20 protein-coding genes are annotated in these 17,586 nt (G+C 59.9%); 10 read left to right on the top strand and 10 right to left on the bottom strand.

Annotated features, from left to right (window positions below; all coding sequences use genetic code 11):
* Positions 1 to 30 precede the first annotated feature (30 nt).
* The 3 genes from rnd (at position 31) to KGB23_RS17760 (ending at position 2,507) form a co-directional block, all read left to right on the top strand.
* Positions 31 to 1,164, top strand: a complete 1,134-nt coding sequence (rnd, locus tag KGB23_RS17750) for a ribonuclease D (RefSeq protein WP_223432009.1) — start codon at positions 31 to 33, stop codon at positions 1,162 to 1,164.
* A complete protein-coding gene (locus KGB23_RS17755) occupies positions 1,161 to 1,454 on the top strand; it encodes a YcgL domain-containing protein (protein WP_223432010.1) in 294 nt (97 codons plus the stop codon). The genes rnd and KGB23_RS17755 overlap by 4 nt, the downstream gene beginning before the upstream one ends.
* A gap of 120 nt (positions 1,455 to 1,574) precedes the next feature.
* Positions 1,575 to 2,507, top strand: coding sequence for a D-2-hydroxyacid dehydrogenase (locus KGB23_RS17760; RefSeq protein WP_223432011.1), 933 nt, complete (start codon positions 1,575 to 1,577; stop codon positions 2,505 to 2,507).
* Positions 2,508 to 2,633: 126 nt separating this feature from the next.
* Here KGB23_RS17760 and KGB23_RS17765 read toward each other — a convergent pair whose 3' ends face one another.
* On the bottom strand, positions 2,634 to 3,227 hold the full coding sequence (locus tag KGB23_RS17765; protein ID WP_150654991.1) for a nitroreductase family protein: 594 nt from the start codon (positions 3,225 to 3,227) through the stop codon (positions 2,634 to 2,636).
* Between the two features lie 165 nt (positions 3,228 to 3,392).
* Between KGB23_RS17765 and KGB23_RS17770 the strand changes: the two genes are divergently transcribed.
* Together KGB23_RS17770 and KGB23_RS17775 are read left to right on the top strand one after the other, a co-directional pair.
* Positions 3,393 to 3,842, top strand: coding sequence for a YcgN family cysteine cluster protein (locus tag KGB23_RS17770; RefSeq protein WP_223432012.1), 450 nt, complete (start codon positions 3,393 to 3,395; stop codon positions 3,840 to 3,842).
* Between the two features lie 89 nt (positions 3,843 to 3,931).
* Complete coding sequence (locus KGB23_RS17775; RefSeq protein WP_223432013.1) at positions 3,932 to 5,161, top strand: hypothetical protein; 1,230 nt, start codon at positions 3,932 to 3,934, stop codon at positions 5,159 to 5,161.
* A 130-nt stretch (positions 5,162 to 5,291) separates the two neighbouring features.
* On the opposite strand, the gene KGB23_RS17780 is transcribed toward KGB23_RS17775, so the two are convergent.
* The 4 genes from KGB23_RS17780 to KGB23_RS17795 form a co-directional block, all read right to left on the bottom strand.
* Positions 5,292 to 5,669 (bottom strand): DUF2892 domain-containing protein, encoded by a 378-nt coding sequence (locus KGB23_RS17780; RefSeq protein ID WP_223432014.1) that lies wholly within the window; start codon positions 5,667 to 5,669, stop codon positions 5,292 to 5,294.
* A gap of 105 nt (positions 5,670 to 5,774) precedes the next feature.
* Positions 5,775 to 6,245: an RNA methyltransferase gene (locus KGB23_RS17785; RefSeq protein ID WP_007944014.1), complete on the bottom strand. Its 471-nt coding sequence runs from the start codon at positions 6,243 to 6,245 to the stop codon at positions 5,775 to 5,777.
* A gap of 136 nt (positions 6,246 to 6,381) precedes the next feature.
* Positions 6,382 to 6,756: a YajD family HNH nuclease gene (locus KGB23_RS17790; protein ID WP_223432015.1), complete on the bottom strand. Its 375-nt coding sequence runs from the start codon at positions 6,754 to 6,756 to the stop codon at positions 6,382 to 6,384.
* A gap of 49 nt (positions 6,757 to 6,805) precedes the next feature.
* The gene (locus tag KGB23_RS17795) at positions 6,806 to 7,492 is read right to left on the bottom strand and encodes a spermidine synthase (RefSeq protein WP_007898703.1); all 687 of its coding nucleotides are present in this window, start codon (positions 7,490 to 7,492) and stop codon (positions 6,806 to 6,808) included.
* Positions 7,493 to 7,590: 98 nt separating this feature from the next.
* Between KGB23_RS17795 and KGB23_RS17800 the strand changes: the two genes are divergently transcribed.
* Complete coding sequence (locus KGB23_RS17800) at positions 7,591 to 7,881, top strand: hypothetical protein (RefSeq protein ID WP_150654994.1); 291 nt, start codon at positions 7,591 to 7,593, stop codon at positions 7,879 to 7,881.
* On the opposite strand, the gene KGB23_RS17805 is transcribed toward KGB23_RS17800, so the two are convergent.
* Both KGB23_RS17805 and KGB23_RS17810 read right to left on the bottom strand, forming a co-directional pair.
* On the bottom strand, positions 7,878 to 8,351 hold the full coding sequence (locus KGB23_RS17805; protein WP_223432016.1) for a cyclic nucleotide-binding domain-containing protein: 474 nt from the start codon (positions 8,349 to 8,351) through the stop codon (positions 7,878 to 7,880). The two genes, KGB23_RS17800 and KGB23_RS17805, sit on opposite strands and share 4 nt — an antisense overlap.
* 216 nt (positions 8,352 to 8,567) lie before the next feature.
* On the bottom strand, positions 8,568 to 10,622 hold the full coding sequence (locus KGB23_RS17810; protein WP_223432017.1) for a S9 family peptidase: 2,055 nt from the start codon (positions 10,620 to 10,622) through the stop codon (positions 8,568 to 8,570).
* 100 nt (positions 10,623 to 10,722) lie between these two features.
* On the opposite strand from KGB23_RS17810, the gene KGB23_RS17815 reads away from it, so the two are divergent.
* The 3 genes from KGB23_RS17815 to KGB23_RS17825 are packed head-to-tail and all read left to right on the top strand — an operon-like array spanning position 10,723 to position 12,584.
* Entirely contained in the window at positions 10,723 to 11,220 is a 498-nt protein-coding gene (locus tag KGB23_RS17815) for an MFS transporter (RefSeq protein WP_150654999.1), read from the top strand.
* Between the two features lie 32 nt (positions 11,221 to 11,252).
* On the top strand, positions 11,253 to 12,029 hold the full coding sequence (locus tag KGB23_RS17820) for a class II glutamine amidotransferase (RefSeq protein ID WP_046046095.1): 777 nt from the start codon (positions 11,253 to 11,255) through the stop codon (positions 12,027 to 12,029).
* A gap of 12 nt (positions 12,030 to 12,041) precedes the next feature.
* On the top strand, positions 12,042 to 12,584 hold the full coding sequence (locus KGB23_RS17825) for a DUF2937 family protein (protein ID WP_223432018.1): 543 nt from the start codon (positions 12,042 to 12,044) through the stop codon (positions 12,582 to 12,584).
* A gap of 79 nt (positions 12,585 to 12,663) precedes the next feature.
* On the opposite strand, the gene KGB23_RS17830 is transcribed toward KGB23_RS17825, so the two are convergent.
* The 3 genes from KGB23_RS17830 to KGB23_RS17840 all read right to left on the bottom strand — a co-directional run bounded on the left by KGB23_RS17830 (position 12,664) and on the right by KGB23_RS17840 (position 16,103).
* Positions 12,664 to 14,775, bottom strand: a complete 2,112-nt coding sequence (locus tag KGB23_RS17830) for a TonB-dependent receptor (RefSeq protein WP_223432019.1) — start codon at positions 14,773 to 14,775, stop codon at positions 12,664 to 12,666.
* 50 nt (positions 14,776 to 14,825) lie between these two features.
* Positions 14,826 to 15,062: a hypothetical protein gene (locus tag KGB23_RS17835; protein WP_223432020.1), complete on the bottom strand. Its 237-nt coding sequence runs from the start codon at positions 15,060 to 15,062 to the stop codon at positions 14,826 to 14,828.
* A gap of 111 nt (positions 15,063 to 15,173) precedes the next feature.
* Positions 15,174 to 16,103, bottom strand: a complete 930-nt coding sequence (locus tag KGB23_RS17840; protein WP_223432021.1) for a LysR family transcriptional regulator — start codon at positions 16,101 to 16,103, stop codon at positions 15,174 to 15,176.
* 148 nt (positions 16,104 to 16,251) lie between these two features.
* On the opposite strand from KGB23_RS17840, the gene KGB23_RS17845 reads away from it, so the two are divergent.
* Positions 16,252 to 17,538 carry an MFS transporter gene (locus KGB23_RS17845; protein WP_223432022.1) on the top strand — a complete coding sequence of 429 codons (1,287 nt, stop codon included), beginning with the start codon at positions 16,252 to 16,254 and terminating at the stop codon, positions 17,536 to 17,538.
* Positions 17,539 to 17,586 lie beyond the last annotated feature (48 nt).

The raw sequence follows: 17,586 nt of genomic DNA on the forward strand, positions 1-17,586 counted from the left end.
ACTGCGCGCCATTCTTCAAGGGAGAGCCGTGTGGCCATCGATATTCACTGGATTCGCGACAACGATAGCCTCGGTCAGTTTTGCGCCGAGTGGCAGCAGCTGCCATTCGTTGCCCTCGACACCGAATTCATGCGGGTCGACACCTTTTATCCGATCGCGGGCCTGCTGCAGATCGGCGATGGCGTACGCGCTTACCTGATTGACCCGCTGAGCATCGACAACTGGCAGCCTCTGGCCGCATTGCTGGAAAACCCGGCCGTGGTCAAAGTCGTCCATGCGTGCAGCGAAGACCTCGAAGTCCTGCTGCGCCTGACCGGTAGCCTGCCGGCGCCGTTGTTCGACACTCAGTTGGCCGCCGCTTACCTGAACCTGGGTTTCTCCATGGGCTATTCGCGGCTGGTGCAGGAAGTGCTCGGCATCGACCTGCCCAAGGGCGAGACCCGTTCCGACTGGCTGCAACGTCCACTTTCCGACACCCAAATCAGCTACGCCGCCGAAGATGCTTTGCACTTGGCGGAAGTTTTCGTACAGCTTCGTCCGAAGCTGTCTGACGACAAGTACGCCTGGGTCCAGGAAGACGGCGCCGAGCTGGTGGCCAACCTGCGACGCGAAGTTGATCCGTATGAGGTCTATCGCGAAGCCAAGCTGGCCTGGAAACTCTCCCGCGCCCAGCTCGTCGTGTTGCGTGAACTGTGCGCCTGGCGTGAGCGCGAGGCCCGCGCCCGTGATCTGCCGCGCAACCGCATCGTGCGTGAGCATTCCCTGTGGCCGCTGGCGCGGACTCAGCCGGACAACCTCGGCGCGCTGGCGAAAATCGAAGACATGCACCCGCGTACCGTGCGTCAGGATGGCGAATTTCTGCTTGATCTGATCAAGCGCTCTGGCAGTGTGTCGCCTGATCAATGGCCGCCAGCGGTACCGGAGCCTTTGCCGGTGGACGCCGCGACGCTGGTCAAACAGCTGCGTGCGATCGGCCAGGCCGAAGCCGAGCGCCTGAACATTGCGCCGGAGCTGATGCTGCGCAAGAAAACCCTGGAAGCGCTGCTCAAGAGCGGCTACCCCAACGGTCCTTACCAATTGCCTGATTCGCTGCGTGGCTGGCGCCGCGAATTGATGGGCCAGGCGCTGCTCGACAGCCTGGCCACCGCCGGAGAACAGCCTTGAAACGTATTTGTTCCATCTACCGAAGCCTGAAGAAAAACGAGATGTACCTTTATGTGCTCAAAAGCGATGCACTGGAACGCGTCCCGGAAAGTCTGATGGCCGCCTTCGGCAAACCGCATCACGCCTTCGACCTGGTGCTGACCCCCGAGCGCAAACTGTCGCGCGAGGACATCACCGTGGTGCTGGATAACCTTGAGAAGCAGGGTTACCACTTGCAAATGCCGCCGGCCGAAGACGAGTACATCGAACACTTGCCGGAAGAATTGCTGCGCCGCAACGACCCGATGTGACGGGCAGACAGGCTCTGTTCAGAGCCTTTATGAAACACTGGAATGATTTTGGCGATGGCCAGGGCGATGGAGCGTTACTCCATCGGCGGCCGTCTGCACTGTTTTTGAAAGGTTTGAACCATGCGCGTTCTGATTGCTGAACACGACCACCCGGTGTACGCCCAGCTGTTGCGTCAAGCAGCGCCCGACCTGGAAGTGCTGACCAGCGGCGACTCCGCCGAACTGGCCAGCCAGGCCGCTGATTGTCCAATCTGGCTCGGTCAGCCGGACCTGCTGGCGACCTTGCTGCGTCAGGGCCACGAGCCACAATGGCTGCAATCGACCTGGGCGGGCATTACGCCGCTGCTGGCCGACGGCTTGCCTCGGCACTATCGCCTGACTCGGGCGGTGGGGATTTTCGGTCAGGTCATGGCCGAATACGTGCTGACTTATATGCTCGGCCACGAACGCGAAGTGCTGCCGCGGCTGGTCAGCCAGGTCGAGCGCAAGTGGGACAGTCGACATGGCCAAAGCCTGGCCGGGCGCAAAGTGTTGATCGTCGGCACCGGTGACATCGGCCAGACCGTGGCGCGGTTCCTTCTGCCGTTTGGCATCGAGTTGTACGGCATCGCCAGCGAAGCCCGCGAGCAGGCGCCGTTTGTCGAAATCGGGGCGCTGGCTGATCTGCCGCGTCTGGTGGGTGAAGTGGATTACGTGATCAATCTGCTGCCCAATACGCCGAACACCCACGACCTGTACGACGCGGCGCTGTTCAAGCAATTCAAGCCGACCGGGTTGTTCATCAACGTCGGGCGCGGCGTGGCGGTGGTCGATGCGGACCTGGTGGAGGCCTTGAAAGAAGGGCATCTGGCCGGTGCGGTGATCGACGTCTGCCGTCAGGAGCCGCTGCCGCAACGTCATCCGTTCTGGACCGCTTGGGGCCTGCTGCTGACCGGCCACAGCTCGGCACCGACCTCGCCATCGATGATGGTGAATCTGTTTGTCGAGAACCTGCGGGCGTATCAGGCGGGTGAGGCATTGCGCGGGGAAGTGGATTTCAATCGCGGGTATTGAATCCACCACCAATCAAATTGTGGGAGCGGGCTTGCTCGCGAAAGCGGTCTGTCAGTCAACATCGATGTTGAACGTGATGGCCCCTTCGCGAGCAAGCCCGCTCCCACATTGGTTTTTCGGTGTGGCTTAGAGGGTGAAGTCGCCTTCGGCGGCCAACTCGCTCAGCGGACGACGTGGGCTTGGCTCTTCACGCGCTTGCAGGTAATCCGCCAGCGTCGCCTTGTCGCCCAGTTTGCCCACTGCCACCGCCGCGTGCAGCGCATAACCCTCGGGAATGTTCAGCTCCTTGCGAGTCAGGTCCTGGTCGAAACCGGCCATGCCGTGGGTGTGCCAGCCGCTGATGCTCGCTTGCAGCGCCAGATGCCCCCAAGCGGAACCGGTGTCGAAGGTGTGCCACAAGGCCGGGGTTTCTTCGGTGGCGCCAGGCACCGCGAAGGTGGTTTTCGAGATCACGATCACCAGTGCCGAGGCGTGTTGCGCCCAGCCGCGGTTGAACTCATTCAGCAGGCCCAGGAAACGCTCCCAGTTTGGCGTGTCGCGACGCGCATACAGAAACCGCCAAGGCTGCGAGTTGTAGGCCGATGGCGCCCAGCGCGCGGCTTCGAAGAAGCTCAGCAGGGTCTCTTCCGGGATGCTTTCGCCGGTGAAGGCGCGGGGCGACCAGCGGTCGGTGAACTGAGGGTGGATGGCATAGTCGGCAACGCGTGGATTAGCACTCATCAGGAGATTCCTTGCTACGTTTGAAGGTGAGGGGCGACGCAAAACCCTACTGGGCGGCGCAATAACTGACAAGCTCGTTCTACCGGCAGTCGCCAACGCTTGGCCCACAAGGGCCTTGGCACTAGACTGGCGGCCTTTTCACCACCTGATGTTGATGCTTGAGCCATGGCCGCCAAAGTCGAACCGTTCTGGATACGCAAAACCCTCGATCAACTCGATCAAGAGGAATGGGAATCGCTGTGCGACGGCTGCGGTCTGTGCTGCCTGCAAAAGCTCGAAGATGAAGACGACAACAGCGTCTATTACACGCGTATCGCCTGCAAACTGCTGGACCTGAAAACCTGTCAGTGCACCGATTACCCGAACCGCCGCGATTTCGTCCCCGACTGTATTCAGCTCACCCCAGGCAAGGCCGATGAGTTCAAATGGCTGCCGCCGACCTGCGGCTATCGACTGGTCAGCGAAGGCCAGGACCTGCCGCTCTGGCACCATCTGGTGTGCGGGGATCGCGATGCGGTGCACCACGAACGTATTTCCCAGTCCGGGCGCATGCTCGCCGAAGGCAGCGTGGCCGAAGACGATTGGGAAGACCATCTGATTTTTCGAGCGGGTTAATTCCCACTCAAAAACCGGCAGTGATTACTAGAATTCAAGGCTGCTATGCAGCCCAGCGCGAGCAAGCTCGCTCGCCACAAGGAGTGTGTATGGCTGTGGGATTGCGGCTGGCGTTGGCCCTTGGGCTTTTGGCCCTGAGTTCGCCCGTGTGGGCGGCGAAGAAGGTTGATCTGGATTACCACGTGCGCCTGTTGCCGCAAAGCGATCAGGCCGAAGTTCGGCTGACCCTGGCTCAGGGTTCGGCGGTGCGCAGTCTGGATTTCGACCTGGGCGATGGCAGTCACTACAGCGATTTCAAGGCCGATGGCCAATGGCAGCTCACGCCGGGCAAGCAGGCCCGTGGTATCTGGCGTCCGGCCGCCGACAAGGCCAGCCTGACCTACCGCGTACGCATCAGCCACGGGCGCAAGAGCGGCAGCTTCGATACGCGCATGACGCCAACTTGGGCGCTGCTGCGCGGCGACGATCTGGTGCCGGCGGCCAAACTCGATCAGCAGGACGGCATTGAGCTGGTTTCACGCCTTGAATTCGAATTGCCCACCGGCTGGAAAAGCGTTGAAACCGCCTGGCCGCGAATCGGCAAGAACAAATTCCGGGTCGATAACGTTTCTCGCTTGTTCGACCGGCCCACCGGCTGGATGCTCGCCGGCCACCTCGGCAGCCGTCGCACGCGATTGGGGGAAACCGAAGTCACCGTCGCCTCGCCTCAAGGCCAGGGCATGCGCCGCATGGATGTGCTGACGCTGCTGACCTTTGTCTGGCCGCAAGTTCAGGCGGTATATCCCCGTCATCCCGTCAAACTGCTGATTGTCGGTGCCAACGACCCAATGTGGCGTGGCAGTCTGGGCGCTCGCGAATCGATCTATCTGAACACGCGTCTGCCGCTGGTCAGCGAAAGCGGTACCAGTGCGCTGGTGCGGGAATTGGCGCAGGTGTTCGGGCGGATCAACGACCAGCAGCGCAGTGACTGGATCAGCGAAGGATTTGCCGAGTATTACGCCATCGAACTGGTGCGCCGCGCCGGCGGCATGAGTGATGAGCGGTATGAGAGTTTGCAGAAGAAGTTGGCCAGGGACGGCCAGAACGTCACGACCTTGCGCGCTGAGCAGGTCAGCCCGGCGCAGGTGTCGAAAGCGGTCGTGTTATTGCAGGAACTGGATCGCGAGATTCGCCTGAAGACCCGCAACAAGCGTTCGCTGGATGATGTGTTGCGCGGGGCGATGCATCTGGAGAGCGTGGATACCAAGGAATTCGTTCAGCTCGCCGAAAGCGTTATTGGCGAGTCTTCCAAGGTCCTTGATACCGAGTTGCTTCAGTAATACCGCCTTCGCGAGCAAGCCCGCTCCCACATTAGATCTCTGTCGTACACATAACCAGTGTCCACTGACGATCAAATGTGGGAGCGGGCTTGCTCGCGAAGAGGCCCTAAGCCTCATCGAATTTCCTGGATCAAACCCCGGTTTTAGGCGACTTCAACGAATCATTGCCAGTCACCGTAGCGGTATTGGTTGCCGCTTCGGCATTCGCCTTCAACCGGTTCAGCTCTTCACCGGCCCGCTGAATCTTCGCCCGCACGTTGTTCATGTCCTGGCGGCTTTTCTCCAGCAGGCTTTTCGCCGAACTGTGCCCGGTAATACCACGCGCCAGGGCCACACCGCCGATAGCCACTTGAATCAAGCCGAACAGACCACCGCGACGCAGACCCTTGCCGACCATCACCACGCCGCCGGCCAGGGAGCCGATGCGTTCCCAGCCCTGCACGTTCTGGTCAGTGTGAGTCTGGAACGGGGTGGATTCGATGCGTTCTACGCGTTTGAGTTCGCTCATGATCTGTCTCCTGGCTGGAATGACGCTTCAAGAATAGATAATCAAGAATAGATAATTAAGCTGACTGCCAAGGCGGGCGGCTTGTTCCATCGGATGTACGCTGAATCAGCGAAATTTCGCCCCGGAGCGAGTGTTGAGCCCCTTGGACATGCGGTCATAGAGCACGACGTTGACGGTGGCCGCCAGGTTCATGCAACCGGTGGTCGGGATGTAGACCACGTCTTCGCACCAGTCGCGAATCTCTTTATCCAGCGAGCCGTCTTCCGGGCCGAAGATGTACAGCGCGCGGTCCGGATGCGTGTATTCCGGCAGCGAACGGGCGCCGTCCACCAGTTCCACAGCGACCGGCACGCAGCCCAGCGGCAGGATTTTTTTCAGGTCGTCGATGCCGATCAGCGGAATGTCGTAGTGGACGCGCTTGGTGTCGGTGACGAAGTCGGCGGCGCGTTCATAACGCTTGCCGGTGTAGAACACGGACGCCACGCCATAACAGCCAGCGGCGCGCATCACCGAACCGACGTTCTCCGGTGATTTGGGGTTATACAAACCAATGCAGCTGTACCGTTTGTCTGCCACGAGCGGGTGCCTTCGGGGAAAAAACGGCGATTATACGGGGATTGGGGGAGGGGTGTTCGGTTTGGAGATTGCTGGTGTCTGGTCAGCCGCCTTCGCGAGCAGGCTCGCGAAGGGGCCGGTCGAGGCGCTGAAGATATTACTCGTCTTTCTTCATCAGGCCGGCCAACGCGGCAAACGGGTTATGCGTCGCCTTGGCGATTTTCGGCGAGCTCAGCGAGCCTTCATCGAAATACTGTTGATCGGTGTACCGCGAGTGTTCGTTGTCGTGGCAGTACAGGCACAACAATTCCCAGTTCGAGCCGTCCTGCGGGTTGTTGTCGTGGTTGTGGTCGCGGTGGTGCACGGTCAGTTCGCTCAGGCGCTTGCCGGAAAACTCACGGGCGCAACGACCGCACACGTGCGGGTACATTTTCAGGGCCTTGTCGCGGTAACCCATTTCCTTGTCGCGCTGGTTGTCGGCAAGGATGCGGTCCAGCTTCGACGTGTTGGTCGGTGGCGTTGACGAACTCATGGGTTCACCTTTGTAAAAAGACTAATGACGGTATTAATCGCAGTTTAGCTCAGCCCTTGAGCTTCTCGGCAATCCAGATGGTGTGGCGGGTACCTTTGTTGCCATGGGCGAAGACCTGGACTTCCTCAGCCTTGAAGCCGGCCTTCTTCAGTTTGTCGGAAAACTGTCGGTCAGCGCTCGCGGACCAGACGGCCAGCACGCCTTTGGGCCGCAAGGCCTTGGCGCAGGCGCTCAGGCCGCCAGCGGAGTAGAGCCAGCTGTTGGCCTTCTGGGTCAGGCCTTCGGGGCCGTTGTCGACGTCGAGCATGATTGCGTCGAAACCTTGCGGCTCGGCTTGCAGGACTTTGGCCACGTCTTCCATGCGGATCACGGTGCGCGGGTCAAGCAGCGGGTTCCCGGCTTTTTCGCCCAGCGGCCCACGGTTCCACTCCACCACGCCCGGCACCAGTTCGGCGACCACCACTTCAGCGGTCTTGCCCAGATGCTTGAGGGCCGAGGCGAGGGTGAAGCCCATGCCCAGGCCGCCGATCAGCACACGTGAGTTCGGCCGGCCGGCCACTTTACGGCACGGGATCTCCGCCAGAGCGTCTTCCGAGCCGTGCATGCGGGTGTTCATCAGTTGCCCGCCGTCGCCGCCCTGGATCTTGATGACGAAATCCTCGCCGTATTCGAACAGGCACAAGGCACCGCCATTTTCAGGAATTGGAGTGGTGTCGAGCAGAACGAAACGTTTCATGGGACTCACTTGAGGAGAAATTGGCATAGGAGGGAGAAGGCAAACACGCGCAGTTGGGAGTAGCCTGCAAAAAGACAACAAGGCCAACGGAGCCATTGATGAAGCGCACCATTCTAACGGTCATTGCCTTGGCCGCGCTCTCGATAACTGCAGTGCAGGCCCAGCAGTTGCAAACCATTCCGACCAACCCTGCGCCGCTGCCCGGTTCGCCCGGCACCGCGACCCCGACACCGTACCCGCAAATCACCCCGACCAGTGCGCCCAAGGTCGGCCCCGGCAGTGGCGGTCCGCCGTTGGTGCCCATTGAAATGCCTAGTCCGCCCACCAAGGACCAGCCACTGCCGGGGCTGGAGCAAAACCCGTCGAAAGCCAAATCACCCGGTGGTTAAACCTGCTGCGAGAGCAGTTGCCCATCGGCCATGCGCAAGCGTTTGGAGAGGGAGACGGCGAGGGCGCGGATGATTTTGGCAGCGATTTTCGGCGCATCGTTGAGCATCTTTTCCAACGAGTCCTTGCCCAGATTGAGCAACTGGCAATTGCTTGCGGCCACGCAACTGGCCGAGCGGCGTTCGCCGTCGAGTACGGCCATTTCGCCGAACGCCCGACCGCTGCGTAACGTTGCCATGGTCACCAGGTGCCCGTCGCTGTTGGTTTTCTGCACCGCCACCTGGCCGGTGTGGATGATGCACATGAAGCTGCCGGCATCACCCTCATGGAAAATCTCTTGGCCCTGAGCAATGGTGCTGATGCTGAAGTAGCCCGAGGCTGTGGCGAAGTCCGCCGGCAGCAGTTGATCGAACAGGCCACAGTCCATCAGCCAGTCGCGAATTTCGTTGTTCAGTAAGGTCGGTTCTGACATGTCGTCACGGTCTTTTTCTTGTGTCTGTTGCTGTTCCGGATCTGCAATCCACCACAAATCCCTTGTGGGAGCGGGCTTGCTCGCGAAGGCGGTGTGTCAGACAACATTGATGTTGAAAGTCATGGCCTCTTCGCGAGCAAGCCCGCTCCCACAGGGGGTATGTGTCGTACCGAGCCCGGTGTTCGGTGTTAAGACCGACACGCCGGGCCAAGTTCCTCAGGCGATGCCCAAAACCTTGAAAACAAATGCGTATTCGAGTGCTACGTCACGCAATCCCTGATAACGACCGCTCATCCCGCCATGCCCGGCACCCAATTCGGTCTTGAGCAGCAGAGGATTGGTGTCGGTTTTGGTCGCGCGTAATTTCGCCACCCACTTGGCCGCTTCCCAGTACTGCACGCGACTGTCGTTGTAGCCGGCGATCACCAGAGTCGCCGGATAAGCTTGTGCGGTGACGTTTTCGTACGGGGCGTAGGCCTTGATCCGCTCATAGACGTCCGGTTCTTCAGGATTGCCCCACTCGTCGTATTCGGTGACGGTCAACGGCAGATCCGGGTCGAGCATGGTGTTCAGCACGTCGACGAACGGCACTTCGGCAATCGCAGCAGCAAACAACTCCGGCCGCTGATTGAGCACCGCGCCGATCAGCAGACCACCGGCACTGCCACCGCTGATCGCCAATTGCTGTGAAGTAGTGAAGCCATCGGCGATCAGGTGTTCGGCGCAGGCGATGAAGTCGCTGAAGGTGTTGTGTTTGTGTTCCTGCTTGCCAGCGCGATACCAGGCCTCGCCCAGTTCACCGCCGCCACGCACGTGAGCGATGGCGAACGCCACGCCACGATCCAGCAGGCTCAAACGAGCGTGGGAGAACCACGGGTCGAGGCTTTCACCGTAAGCACCGTAGCCGTACAGATAAAGTGGCGTGGGCTTATCGAGGGCTTCGCGTTTGACGACGAGGCTGATCGGCACTTTCGTACCGTCCGGTGCCGTCGCCCACAGGCGCTGACTGACGTAGGCATCGGCGTCGAACGGGCCGAGCACAGGTGTTTCCTTGAGGACTTTCTGCTCGCCGCTGCCCAATACCAGTTGGCGGATTTGCGCCGGACGGTTCAAGGCTTCGTAGCGCAGGCGGATCCTGTCGCTGACGAATTCCAGGCTGTTCTGCACGTGCAGGCTGTAGGCCGCATCCGGCAACTGCACGCGGTAGCTCGGCAGGTCTTGCGGATGAACTTCGATGATCGGCAAGCCACCTTCACGCAGGCTCAGGGTCATGGCCCCGGCATTCAGGCTCATGCCTTCGATCATCACCGTGTCGCTGTGCGGGATCAGGTTTTGCCAGTCGGCCTCGGTCGGCGCCACGCCGGTATCTACGGCTTGGTACAGGGCAAAGTTGATGCCGTCGCGATTGGTGCGAATGAACCAGGTCCATTGACCGTCGAGCGCGCCGTGGTCGGCGTCGTACTCATGGTCTTCAACCCTCGGTGCGATGCAGGTAAAGGCTTGCTGCGGCTGGAACGCGTCGAGCACCCAGACTTCGCTGGTGGTCTTGCTGCCCAGGGACAGCAGCAATTGCTGCTCGGAACTGGAGCGATAGCAATGCATGAAGAATCGACCGTCCGGCTCATGGAACACTTCTTCAGCCGCCGTACCGTCCAGCCGATAACGGAACAGTTTGTGCGGGCGATGGGTCTCGTCCAGCTCGCCGAAGAACAGCGTCAGGCTGTCATTGGCCCAGGTCATGCTGCCGTCGCAATCCTGGAATTCCAGTTCACTGACACGGCCGTTGGACAATTCCTTCACGAACAGCGTGAAAATCTCATCGCCGGTGGCGTCGATGCTGTAGGCCAGACGCTGGTGGTCCGGGCTGATACTGAAGGCGCCCAGGGAAAAGAAGCCACCTTTGGCCAGTTCGTTCGGGTCCAGCAGCAGCTGTTCCTGGCTTTCGTCGAGCTGCAGGCTGTCATCGACAGGGCGCGGGCAGCGGTAGTGACGAGCATATTCATCACCGGCCGTGGTGCGCGTGTAATACAGGTACGGGCCCCAAGGGGAGGGCAAGGACAGGTCGGTTTCGAGAATCCGGGCCTTGATCTCTTCGAACAGGGTTTCACGCAACCCGGCCTGATCGGCGGTTTGCGCCTCTTGGTAGCGGTTTTCCGCTTTCAGGTAGTCGAGCACCGCGTCGGTGTCGCGCTCCTGCAGCCAGGCATACGGGTCGTCGCCTTCGGCCTTGCGGGCAATGGGAGCGTCGGAAACGTTGACGGATAGGGGCATGAAGGACTCTCGAGCGTTTTACGAAATAGGGTTCGCAGACGGCGGGCAAGCCTGACGTGCGAAAAGTCGTTACTATAAGCGCCTCTTTGCCTGCCTTGCCATGGACACCATGACCGAGAACGACTATCTGATCGCTTGGGGCCTCTACGCCTTTGCCGCTTTGGGCTGCCTGTTGGTGTGGATGCGTATCACCCGCTGGATGTGGCGCTGGCTGCGTGAGCCGTTACGGCTATTGGTTGCTGTGTTGCTGTTCAGCCCGACCATCATTGATCCGGTGAAGGAAAAGGTCGCTCCGGCCATTGCCATCACGGCCCTCGATCTGCTGTTCAAGGTCGGCAACAACGCCTGGCGGGCGGTTTCCGACCTGTTCATGTACGGCATGATCGCCTTCGGCATTTACCTGGTGTTCGTGGTGATCCGTTTCCCTATCGAACGTGCGTCCAACGCTCGCAAGGAACAGGCTGCCGCTGCCAAGGCTGCGGCCAGGGCCGATGAAGCAGAAGAAGACCATCCATTCGGCGGTGCGGGCGATGATCGTTACGGTCGTCCACCGGTGCCGAGCAACCCTCAGCGATTGCGGGTCGAGCCGCGTCTGTAACCTTGCCCCTGCCTTTCAGCGAGAATCCGAGCATGTGTGAGTTATTGGGCATGAGCGCCAATGTCCCGACCGATATCGTGTTCAGCTTCACCGGGCTGATGCAGCGCGGCGGCCGCACTGGTCCGCACCGTGACGGCTGGGGCATCGCCTTTTACGAGGGCCGTGGCCTGCGCCTGTTTCAGGACCCGGCGGCGAGCTGTGAGTCCGAAGTCGCGAATCTGGTGCAACGCTATCCGATCAAGAGCGAAGTGGTGATCGGGCACATCCGCCAGGCCAACGTCGGCAAGGTCTGCCTGTCCAATACCCATCCATTCGTGCGCGAGCTGTGGGGCCGTAACTGGTGTTTTGCCCACAACGGCCAGCTCGCGGAGTTTCAACCGATCAAGAGTTTTTACCGCCCGGTCGGCGATACCGACAGCGAAGCGGCGTTCTGCGATTTGCTCAACCGCGTGCGCGCAGCGTTCCCGGAACCGGTAGAGGTCGAAGAACTGCTGCCAGACCTGGTGGCCGCCTGCGCCGAGTACCGTAGCAAAGGCGTGTTCAACTGCCTGCTCAGCGATGGCGATTGGTTGTTCTGCTATTGCTCGACCAAACTGGCGCAGATCACCCGTCGCGCGCCATTCGGTCCGGCGCGCTTGAAGGATGTCGATGTGATCGTCGATTTCCAGGCCGAAACCACGCCCAACGACGTGGTCACGGTGATCGCCACCGAACCCTTGACCGAAAACGAAACCTGGACCCGCTACGAACCGGGCCAATGGAGCCTCTGGCGACGCGGTGAATGCGTCAGCCAGGGCAAGACCGAATAAGGATTTCCCTTCATGTTGCTTAGTTATCTACGGCTGGTGTTGTTCGCGGCGGGCCTGTTGATCGGTGTCCAGGTGCCGGGGTTCATCAGCGATTATGCCAAACGGGTCGAAGCGCATCTGATTGAGGCGCAGACCAGTCTGAGCGGTTTTCAGGGCACGGCGATTCAGTTCTTCAAGGGTGACATGCAGGCGTTGGTGGCCCATTACCGCGCTAGCGAAGATCCGATTTTTCGCAGTGATGCCGACAGCCTGAGTACCTTGCTGACCCGTCAACTGGCCTTGGATAAACAGTTCCAGGCCATGCAGGGCCCGTGGTACATCCGCCTCCTGCAAGTGGCATTGGCCGCCGATCCGGATATTCGCAAGGAAACCTGGAATGGCTACAGCTACCAGATCCTGCTGACGCCGGAGGCGATGATCTGGGGTATGAGCGGGGCGTTGCTGTTGTCGTTCGGCATTGAATGCCTGTTCCGTCTGATCGACTGGGTGGTGCTGGGTGGCAAACGCCTGCGCCAGAGCCGGCCGATCGAAGATCGGGATGTGCGCGGCCTCTAAGCCTGTAGCCGGTTTGCCGGCGATTGCTGCGACACGGTATGTCTGGCAGATCGCATCGCTGGCAAGCCGGCTCCTGTTTTTACCAGTCGACCGAGTAGCTCATGCTCAATGTCCGACCTTCAGCATTGGCGTACGGCGCTCTGGCATTGGCCTGGGTGAACAGGTTCTGGTAGGTGCGGTTGGTCAGGTTGTACACCCCGCCTTCAAGACGACCGACCGGCAGTTGCACGGAGCCGAGCAGGTCCACCAGCGTATAGCCTTCGATGTCGCGTCCGTTATTGTCCTTGGCGGCGGCGTCGTAACTGGACAAATGCATGCCTTGCAGACGCAGGGTGTAGTCGTCTTTGGTGTAGCCGACGAACAGTGTGGTCTTGGCCGGTGAGATGCGCGTGGCCGGCAGATCGATCCATTTGCCATTCTGCTCGGTCTCGCCTTTGGCCCAGGCGTAAGTGCCACCCACCGACCATTGATCGGTCACGCGGTAGGTCAGATTGTTTTCGATGCCGCGAACGCGTTCTTTCTGGTTGATCAGGCGCAATACCCGATCAGTCGCATCGTAGAACTGGGTCACGTCCGAGGTGTTTTCATACACGGTGACGTCGGCCTGCCACTGGTCCCAGTCACCGCGCCAGCCCAGCTCGTAACTGTTGACCTTGATGGCCTGGGCGTTGAGGCTCTGGATGTCGAAGGTGCTGCTGACATCACGCATGAAGCGCTGGATATCCGGCAGTGAAAATCCCTGGCTGAAATTGGCGAATACGTCCTGGTTTTCACTCAGGTGGTAAACCGCCCCCAGGTTGTACAGCGTGGCATCGTATTTGAGGGTGTCGCCAGGCAGCGTTGCGCGTACGCCGGTCTGGACGATCTGACCATAAGCAATGCTGTCGGAGACATCGCTTTCGATCCATTCACGGCGCACACCGCCACGCAAGGTCCAGTCACCGATGTCCCAGGACATCTGCCCGAACAGCGATTTGGTGGTGGTTTCGATGTCCGGGCCCAGCTCGTAGGTGGTGCCGGTCTTGGTGTAGGTCAGGCCCTTGAGCGTGTATTGATCACCTCGTTGGCGGGAGCGCTCATTATCATAGTCAGCCCCCCAGACCAGGTTACCCGTGGCGCTGCCGATGGCTGGCAGCGGCGTGTCGATGGCCGCGCGCAGGCCGTAGACATCCTGCACGCTGTTGTTGTCGGAGATCCCGGCCTTGCCCCGCGACAGATCCGGGAAGAACAGTGCATCGGCGCGACGCCAGTAGCTTTCCAGTTGCAGGCCCTGGCCGTAGAAGTCCTTGTCGGTGTAATTGAGGTTGACCGACTGGTTATGGGTATAGGGTTGATCGTCGAGTTTCAGCCCTTTGACTGCCACGGCTTGCTGCGAGTTTTTCGGGTCTTTTGTGTAGCCGGTGTCCTGCTGATCCTTGTAGTCCTGCAGCGACAGGCTGAGTTTTTTGTCGGCATCCAGTTCGTAACCGAAACGACCTTGCAGGTCATAGGTTTCGGTGTCCATGTTGCTGCCCTGGGAGGTGTCCTGAGGGATGCGGTTGCCGTTGCCATCGTACTGATCGTTACGCTGGGTCAGGTCGGCGGAGACGTACCAGTCCAGGGCATCCTTGCGCCCGGTCGCACTCTGGAAGGCTTCGTAGGCGAAGCCTTTGCGGTTGAGGTTGTTGCCGCTGGTCAGGCCCAGTTTGCTGCTGTAGGCAATGTCCTGGCCCTGATTGCGCTTGGTGATGATGTTGATGATGCCGCCTGAAGCGCCGGCACCGTAGATGCTGCTGGCGCCAGAGATCACTTCGATGCGTTCGATGCTGGCCGGGGCGATGCTGTTGAGCTGGCGAAAGTTGTCGCGCGTGGCGTTCTGCGATACGCCGTCGATCAATACCAGCATGTTGCGTCCGCGCAGGGTCTGACCGAAGTTGCTCATCCCGCCACTGGACGGCGCAAGGCCGGGGACCAATTGCCCGAGGATATCGGAGACCCGGCGACCTGCGCCGCTTTGCTCACGAACCTGCTGTTCGTCGATCACCTGGACCGAGCCTGGAATCGAAGCAATGCTCGCTTCGCTGCGAGTCGCGGAGACAACGGTGGCTTGCAGGTTCAAGGTGCCGGGCTGTTGCTCGGTATCCTCGGCCCAGGTCTGGGCGCTGAAGGTACTGAGCAGCGGGATCAGCAGGGAGAGTTTGGTACGGGTCATGACGTGGTCTTTTTTAGTTGTGATAAGTGTGTGGCGATAAGTTCGAGCGGTCAGGCGCGGAGTTGAACGACCGCACCCAGCGGATGCCGATGGCGAGGCGACGAGTACAGGGTGTCGTTGCTGAAGCTGTCATCCAGTTCCAGGGCCAGACGTTCCAGTACCTGCTGTGAGGCTGGTGGGTTGCTCAAATGATCGAGGGTGATGCGGTGGGACTGGAAAGCCTCAGTGCCGAGGGCTTCGCTCCAGTGAACGAGCAATTGCTGCTGTTTTTGCGTATAGGCGCGCATCAAGTCCGATTCCTTCTGGACAGTTGGTTAGCTGAAAGCGCGCAGAGAATACCGCCCTGAAAAAATAATGCAAATGATAGTGGTTCATATTTAAAGCTTGGGGAGTGTCCTTCAGATCCCGGCTATGGGTTTGCTCAAAACGATGTAGTGCTCGCCCACTTTCTGCGCATAGCGCTCCACGACTTGCTGACACAACGCCACGATTTCTTCGACCCACTCCACGCCAACCCGCCACGACACCACCACCTGCAAATTCGGTGGCCGTTGATCGATGGCCAGCAAGGTCAATTCCCCCCGCGCCAGTTCCTCGGCTACCAGCACCGGCGGCAGCGCGCCAATACCGAAACCGTCCCGCAGCAACCGGGTGATCGCCGATACCGAGTTCACGCAGTTCAACCGTGGCGTCATGATGCCGTTGGCCTGCATCAGGGCGAGAATCTCCTGATGCGGATGGGAGTTTTTCGAATAGGTAATGATCCGTTCCCGCGCCAGGTCGGCAATCCCTGAATACTCGCGGTTATAGATCGAATTAGTCGCCACAATCCAGCCCATCGGGTGACTGGCCAGCTCAAGGCTGCGCACGCTTTCCTGACGCAACAGGTCGGTTTGCAGGATCAGGTCGAGAAAGCCTTTTTGCAGCTGATCGCAGAGGTTGAGTGCGGTATCGGCCACTAACTCGATTTCCACCAGCGGATAGTGATCCATCATCTGCGCCACCAACGGGCTCAGCCAGGTATGGATGACCGTGTCCATCACGCCGATGCGAACCCGTCCGACCTTGCTCGAACGGGTTTCGATCGACTGCTTGAGGGCTTGCATGGTGTCCATCATTTGCTCGGCGTATTCGAGCACTTTCAAGCCTTCGGGCGTCAGGCTCACGCCACGTGAATCGCGCAGGAACAGCTTCACCCCGAGCTCGCCTTCGAGCACGGCAATGCGGCTGGATATCGACGCCTGGGTGGTGAAGAGCTTGTCTGCCGTCAGGCGAAAACTCTTGAGTCGGGCGACCCAGACAAAGGTCTCGAGAAACTTCAGGTTCATAGGGACAAGTTTTTCTTATGTCTAGAGCGGGTTTTTATTAGTTGGACGCAGCAGGGCAAGGAGCCCAAAAATCAGGCCATCCGGTTCCCACGATAGGCGTCGTCGGGGCTCAGAACAATACCAATAAAAACTAGCGCGGAGATTTGCCATGAGTGCGCCCGACACGCTCAACATCCCAAAAGCCACGGTTCGCCCGGGACCTTTCGACTGGTACCGCAACATCAATAAACAGGAACGCCGCACCTTCTGGAGCTGCAAGATCGGCTATGGCCTGGACGGCATGGACACTCAGATGCTCAGCTTCGTGGTGCCGACCCTGATTGCGATGTGGGGCATCACCACTGGCGAGGCCGGGCTGATTCACACCAGCACCCTGATCGCCTCGGCCATCGGCGGTTGGGTGGCGGGAATTCTCTCCGACCGCATCGGTCGCGTACGCACCTTGCAACTCACCGTGCTGTGGTTCGCTTTCTTCACCTTCCTCTGCGGTTTCGCCCAGAACTACGAGCAACTGCTGATCAGCCGCACGCTGATGGGCTTCGGTTTCGGCGGCGAATGGACCGCCGGCGCGGTGCTGATGGGCGAAGTGATTCGCGCCAAGGACCGCGGCAAAGCGGTGGGCATGGTGCAATCGGGCTGGGCATTGGGTTGGGGGCTGACGGCGATTTTGTATGCGCTGCTATTCTCGGTGTTGCCACCGGAAGACGCCTGGCGCGCGCTGTTCCTCCTTGGCATCGTGCCGGCGATCTTTGTGATCTTCGTCCGTCGGCTGGTCAAGGACCCGGAAATCTATCGCGAAGCCAAGGCTAAGCAAGAACCCAGCAACCCGGCAAAATTCTACGAGATATTCGCTCCCGGCATCCTCTTCACCACGATTCGCGCGTCGGTGCTGACCACCGGTGCTCTGGGCGGTTACTACGCGATCACTTCCTGGTTGCCGACGTTTCTGAAGAACGAACGCGGTTTGAGCGTACTCGGTACGGGCGGTTATCTGGCGATGGTGATCGTCGGTTCCTACGTCGGCTATGTCATCAGCGCGTATTTGACTGACATCCTCGGGCGTAAAAAGAACTTCATTCTGTTCGCGGTCGGCTCGTTCACCATTGTTCTGCTCTACACCCAATTGCAGGTCAGCAATGGCGTGATGCTCTGGCTGGGCTTTCCTTTGGGCTTCTTCGCTTCGGGGATTTTCAGTGGAATGGGCTCGTTTTTGACCGAGCTGTTTCCAACGCGGATTCGCGGTTCGGGTCAGGGCTTTTGCTACAACATCGGCCGGGCGCTGGCGGCGTTGTTCCCACTGTTGATCGGCTTGATGAGCCAGAAGGTGCCATTGAGTGTGGGAATCGGTGCTTTTGCGGCGGTGTCCTACGGGGTGGTGATCCTTGCGGCCCTGAGCCTGCCGGAAACCCGTGGCAAGCAACTCGAAGCCCAATAACTTAATGCCCAGCAACTGATAATCTGCGGGCCTGCCGTTACAAAAATG

Origin of the sequence: Pseudomonas sp. GL-B-26, assembly GCF_019947405.1 — a bacterium.
In the GTDB taxonomy this organism is placed as follows: domain Bacteria; phylum Pseudomonadota; class Gammaproteobacteria; order Pseudomonadales; family Pseudomonadaceae; genus Aquipseudomonas.

Coding starts and splice junctions, on each gene's coding strand:
- KGB23_RS17800 (WP_150654994.1), top strand. CDS start 7,591: ATGAAGCGCACCATTCTAACGGTCATTGCCTTGGCCGCGCTCTCGATA.
- KGB23_RS17775 (WP_223432013.1), top strand. CDS start 3,932: ATGGCTGTGGGATTGCGGCTGGCGTTGGCCCTTGGGCTTTTGGCCCTG.
- KGB23_RS17830 (WP_223432019.1), bottom strand. CDS start 14,775: ATGACCCGTACCAAACTCTCCCTGCTGATCCCGCTGCTCAGTACCTTC.
- KGB23_RS17840 (WP_223432021.1), bottom strand. CDS start 16,103: ATGAACCTGAAGTTTCTCGAGACCTTTGTCTGGGTCGCCCGACTCAAG.
- KGB23_RS17845 (WP_223432022.1), top strand. CDS start 16,252: ATGAGTGCGCCCGACACGCTCAACATCCCAAAAGCCACGGTTCGCCCG.
- KGB23_RS17810 (WP_223432017.1), bottom strand. CDS start 10,622: ATGCCCCTATCCGTCAACGTTTCCGACGCTCCCATTGCCCGCAAGGCC.
- KGB23_RS17820 (WP_046046095.1), top strand. CDS start 11,253: ATGTGTGAGTTATTGGGCATGAGCGCCAATGTCCCGACCGATATCGTG.
- KGB23_RS17795 (WP_007898703.1), bottom strand. CDS start 7,492: ATGAAACGTTTCGTTCTGCTCGACACCACTCCAATTCCTGAAAATGGC.
- KGB23_RS17815 (WP_150654999.1), top strand. CDS start 10,723: ATGGACACCATGACCGAGAACGACTATCTGATCGCTTGGGGCCTCTAC.
- KGB23_RS17805 (WP_223432016.1), bottom strand. CDS start 8,351: ATGTCAGAACCGACCTTACTGAACAACGAAATTCGCGACTGGCTGATG.
- KGB23_RS17780 (WP_223432014.1), bottom strand. CDS start 5,669: ATGAGCGAACTCAAACGCGTAGAACGCATCGAATCCACCCCGTTCCAG.
- KGB23_RS17790 (WP_223432015.1), bottom strand. CDS start 6,756: ATGAGTTCGTCAACGCCACCGACCAACACGTCGAAGCTGGACCGCATC.
- KGB23_RS17835 (WP_223432020.1), bottom strand. CDS start 15,062: ATGCGCGCCTATACGCAAAAACAGCAGCAATTGCTCGTTCACTGGAGC.
- KGB23_RS17825 (WP_223432018.1), top strand. CDS start 12,042: ATGTTGCTTAGTTATCTACGGCTGGTGTTGTTCGCGGCGGGCCTGTTG.
- KGB23_RS17765 (WP_150654991.1), bottom strand. CDS start 3,227: ATGAGTGCTAATCCACGCGTTGCCGACTATGCCATCCACCCTCAGTTC.
- KGB23_RS17770 (WP_223432012.1), top strand. CDS start 3,393: ATGGCCGCCAAAGTCGAACCGTTCTGGATACGCAAAACCCTCGATCAA.
- KGB23_RS17760 (WP_223432011.1), top strand. CDS start 1,575: ATGCGCGTTCTGATTGCTGAACACGACCACCCGGTGTACGCCCAGCTG.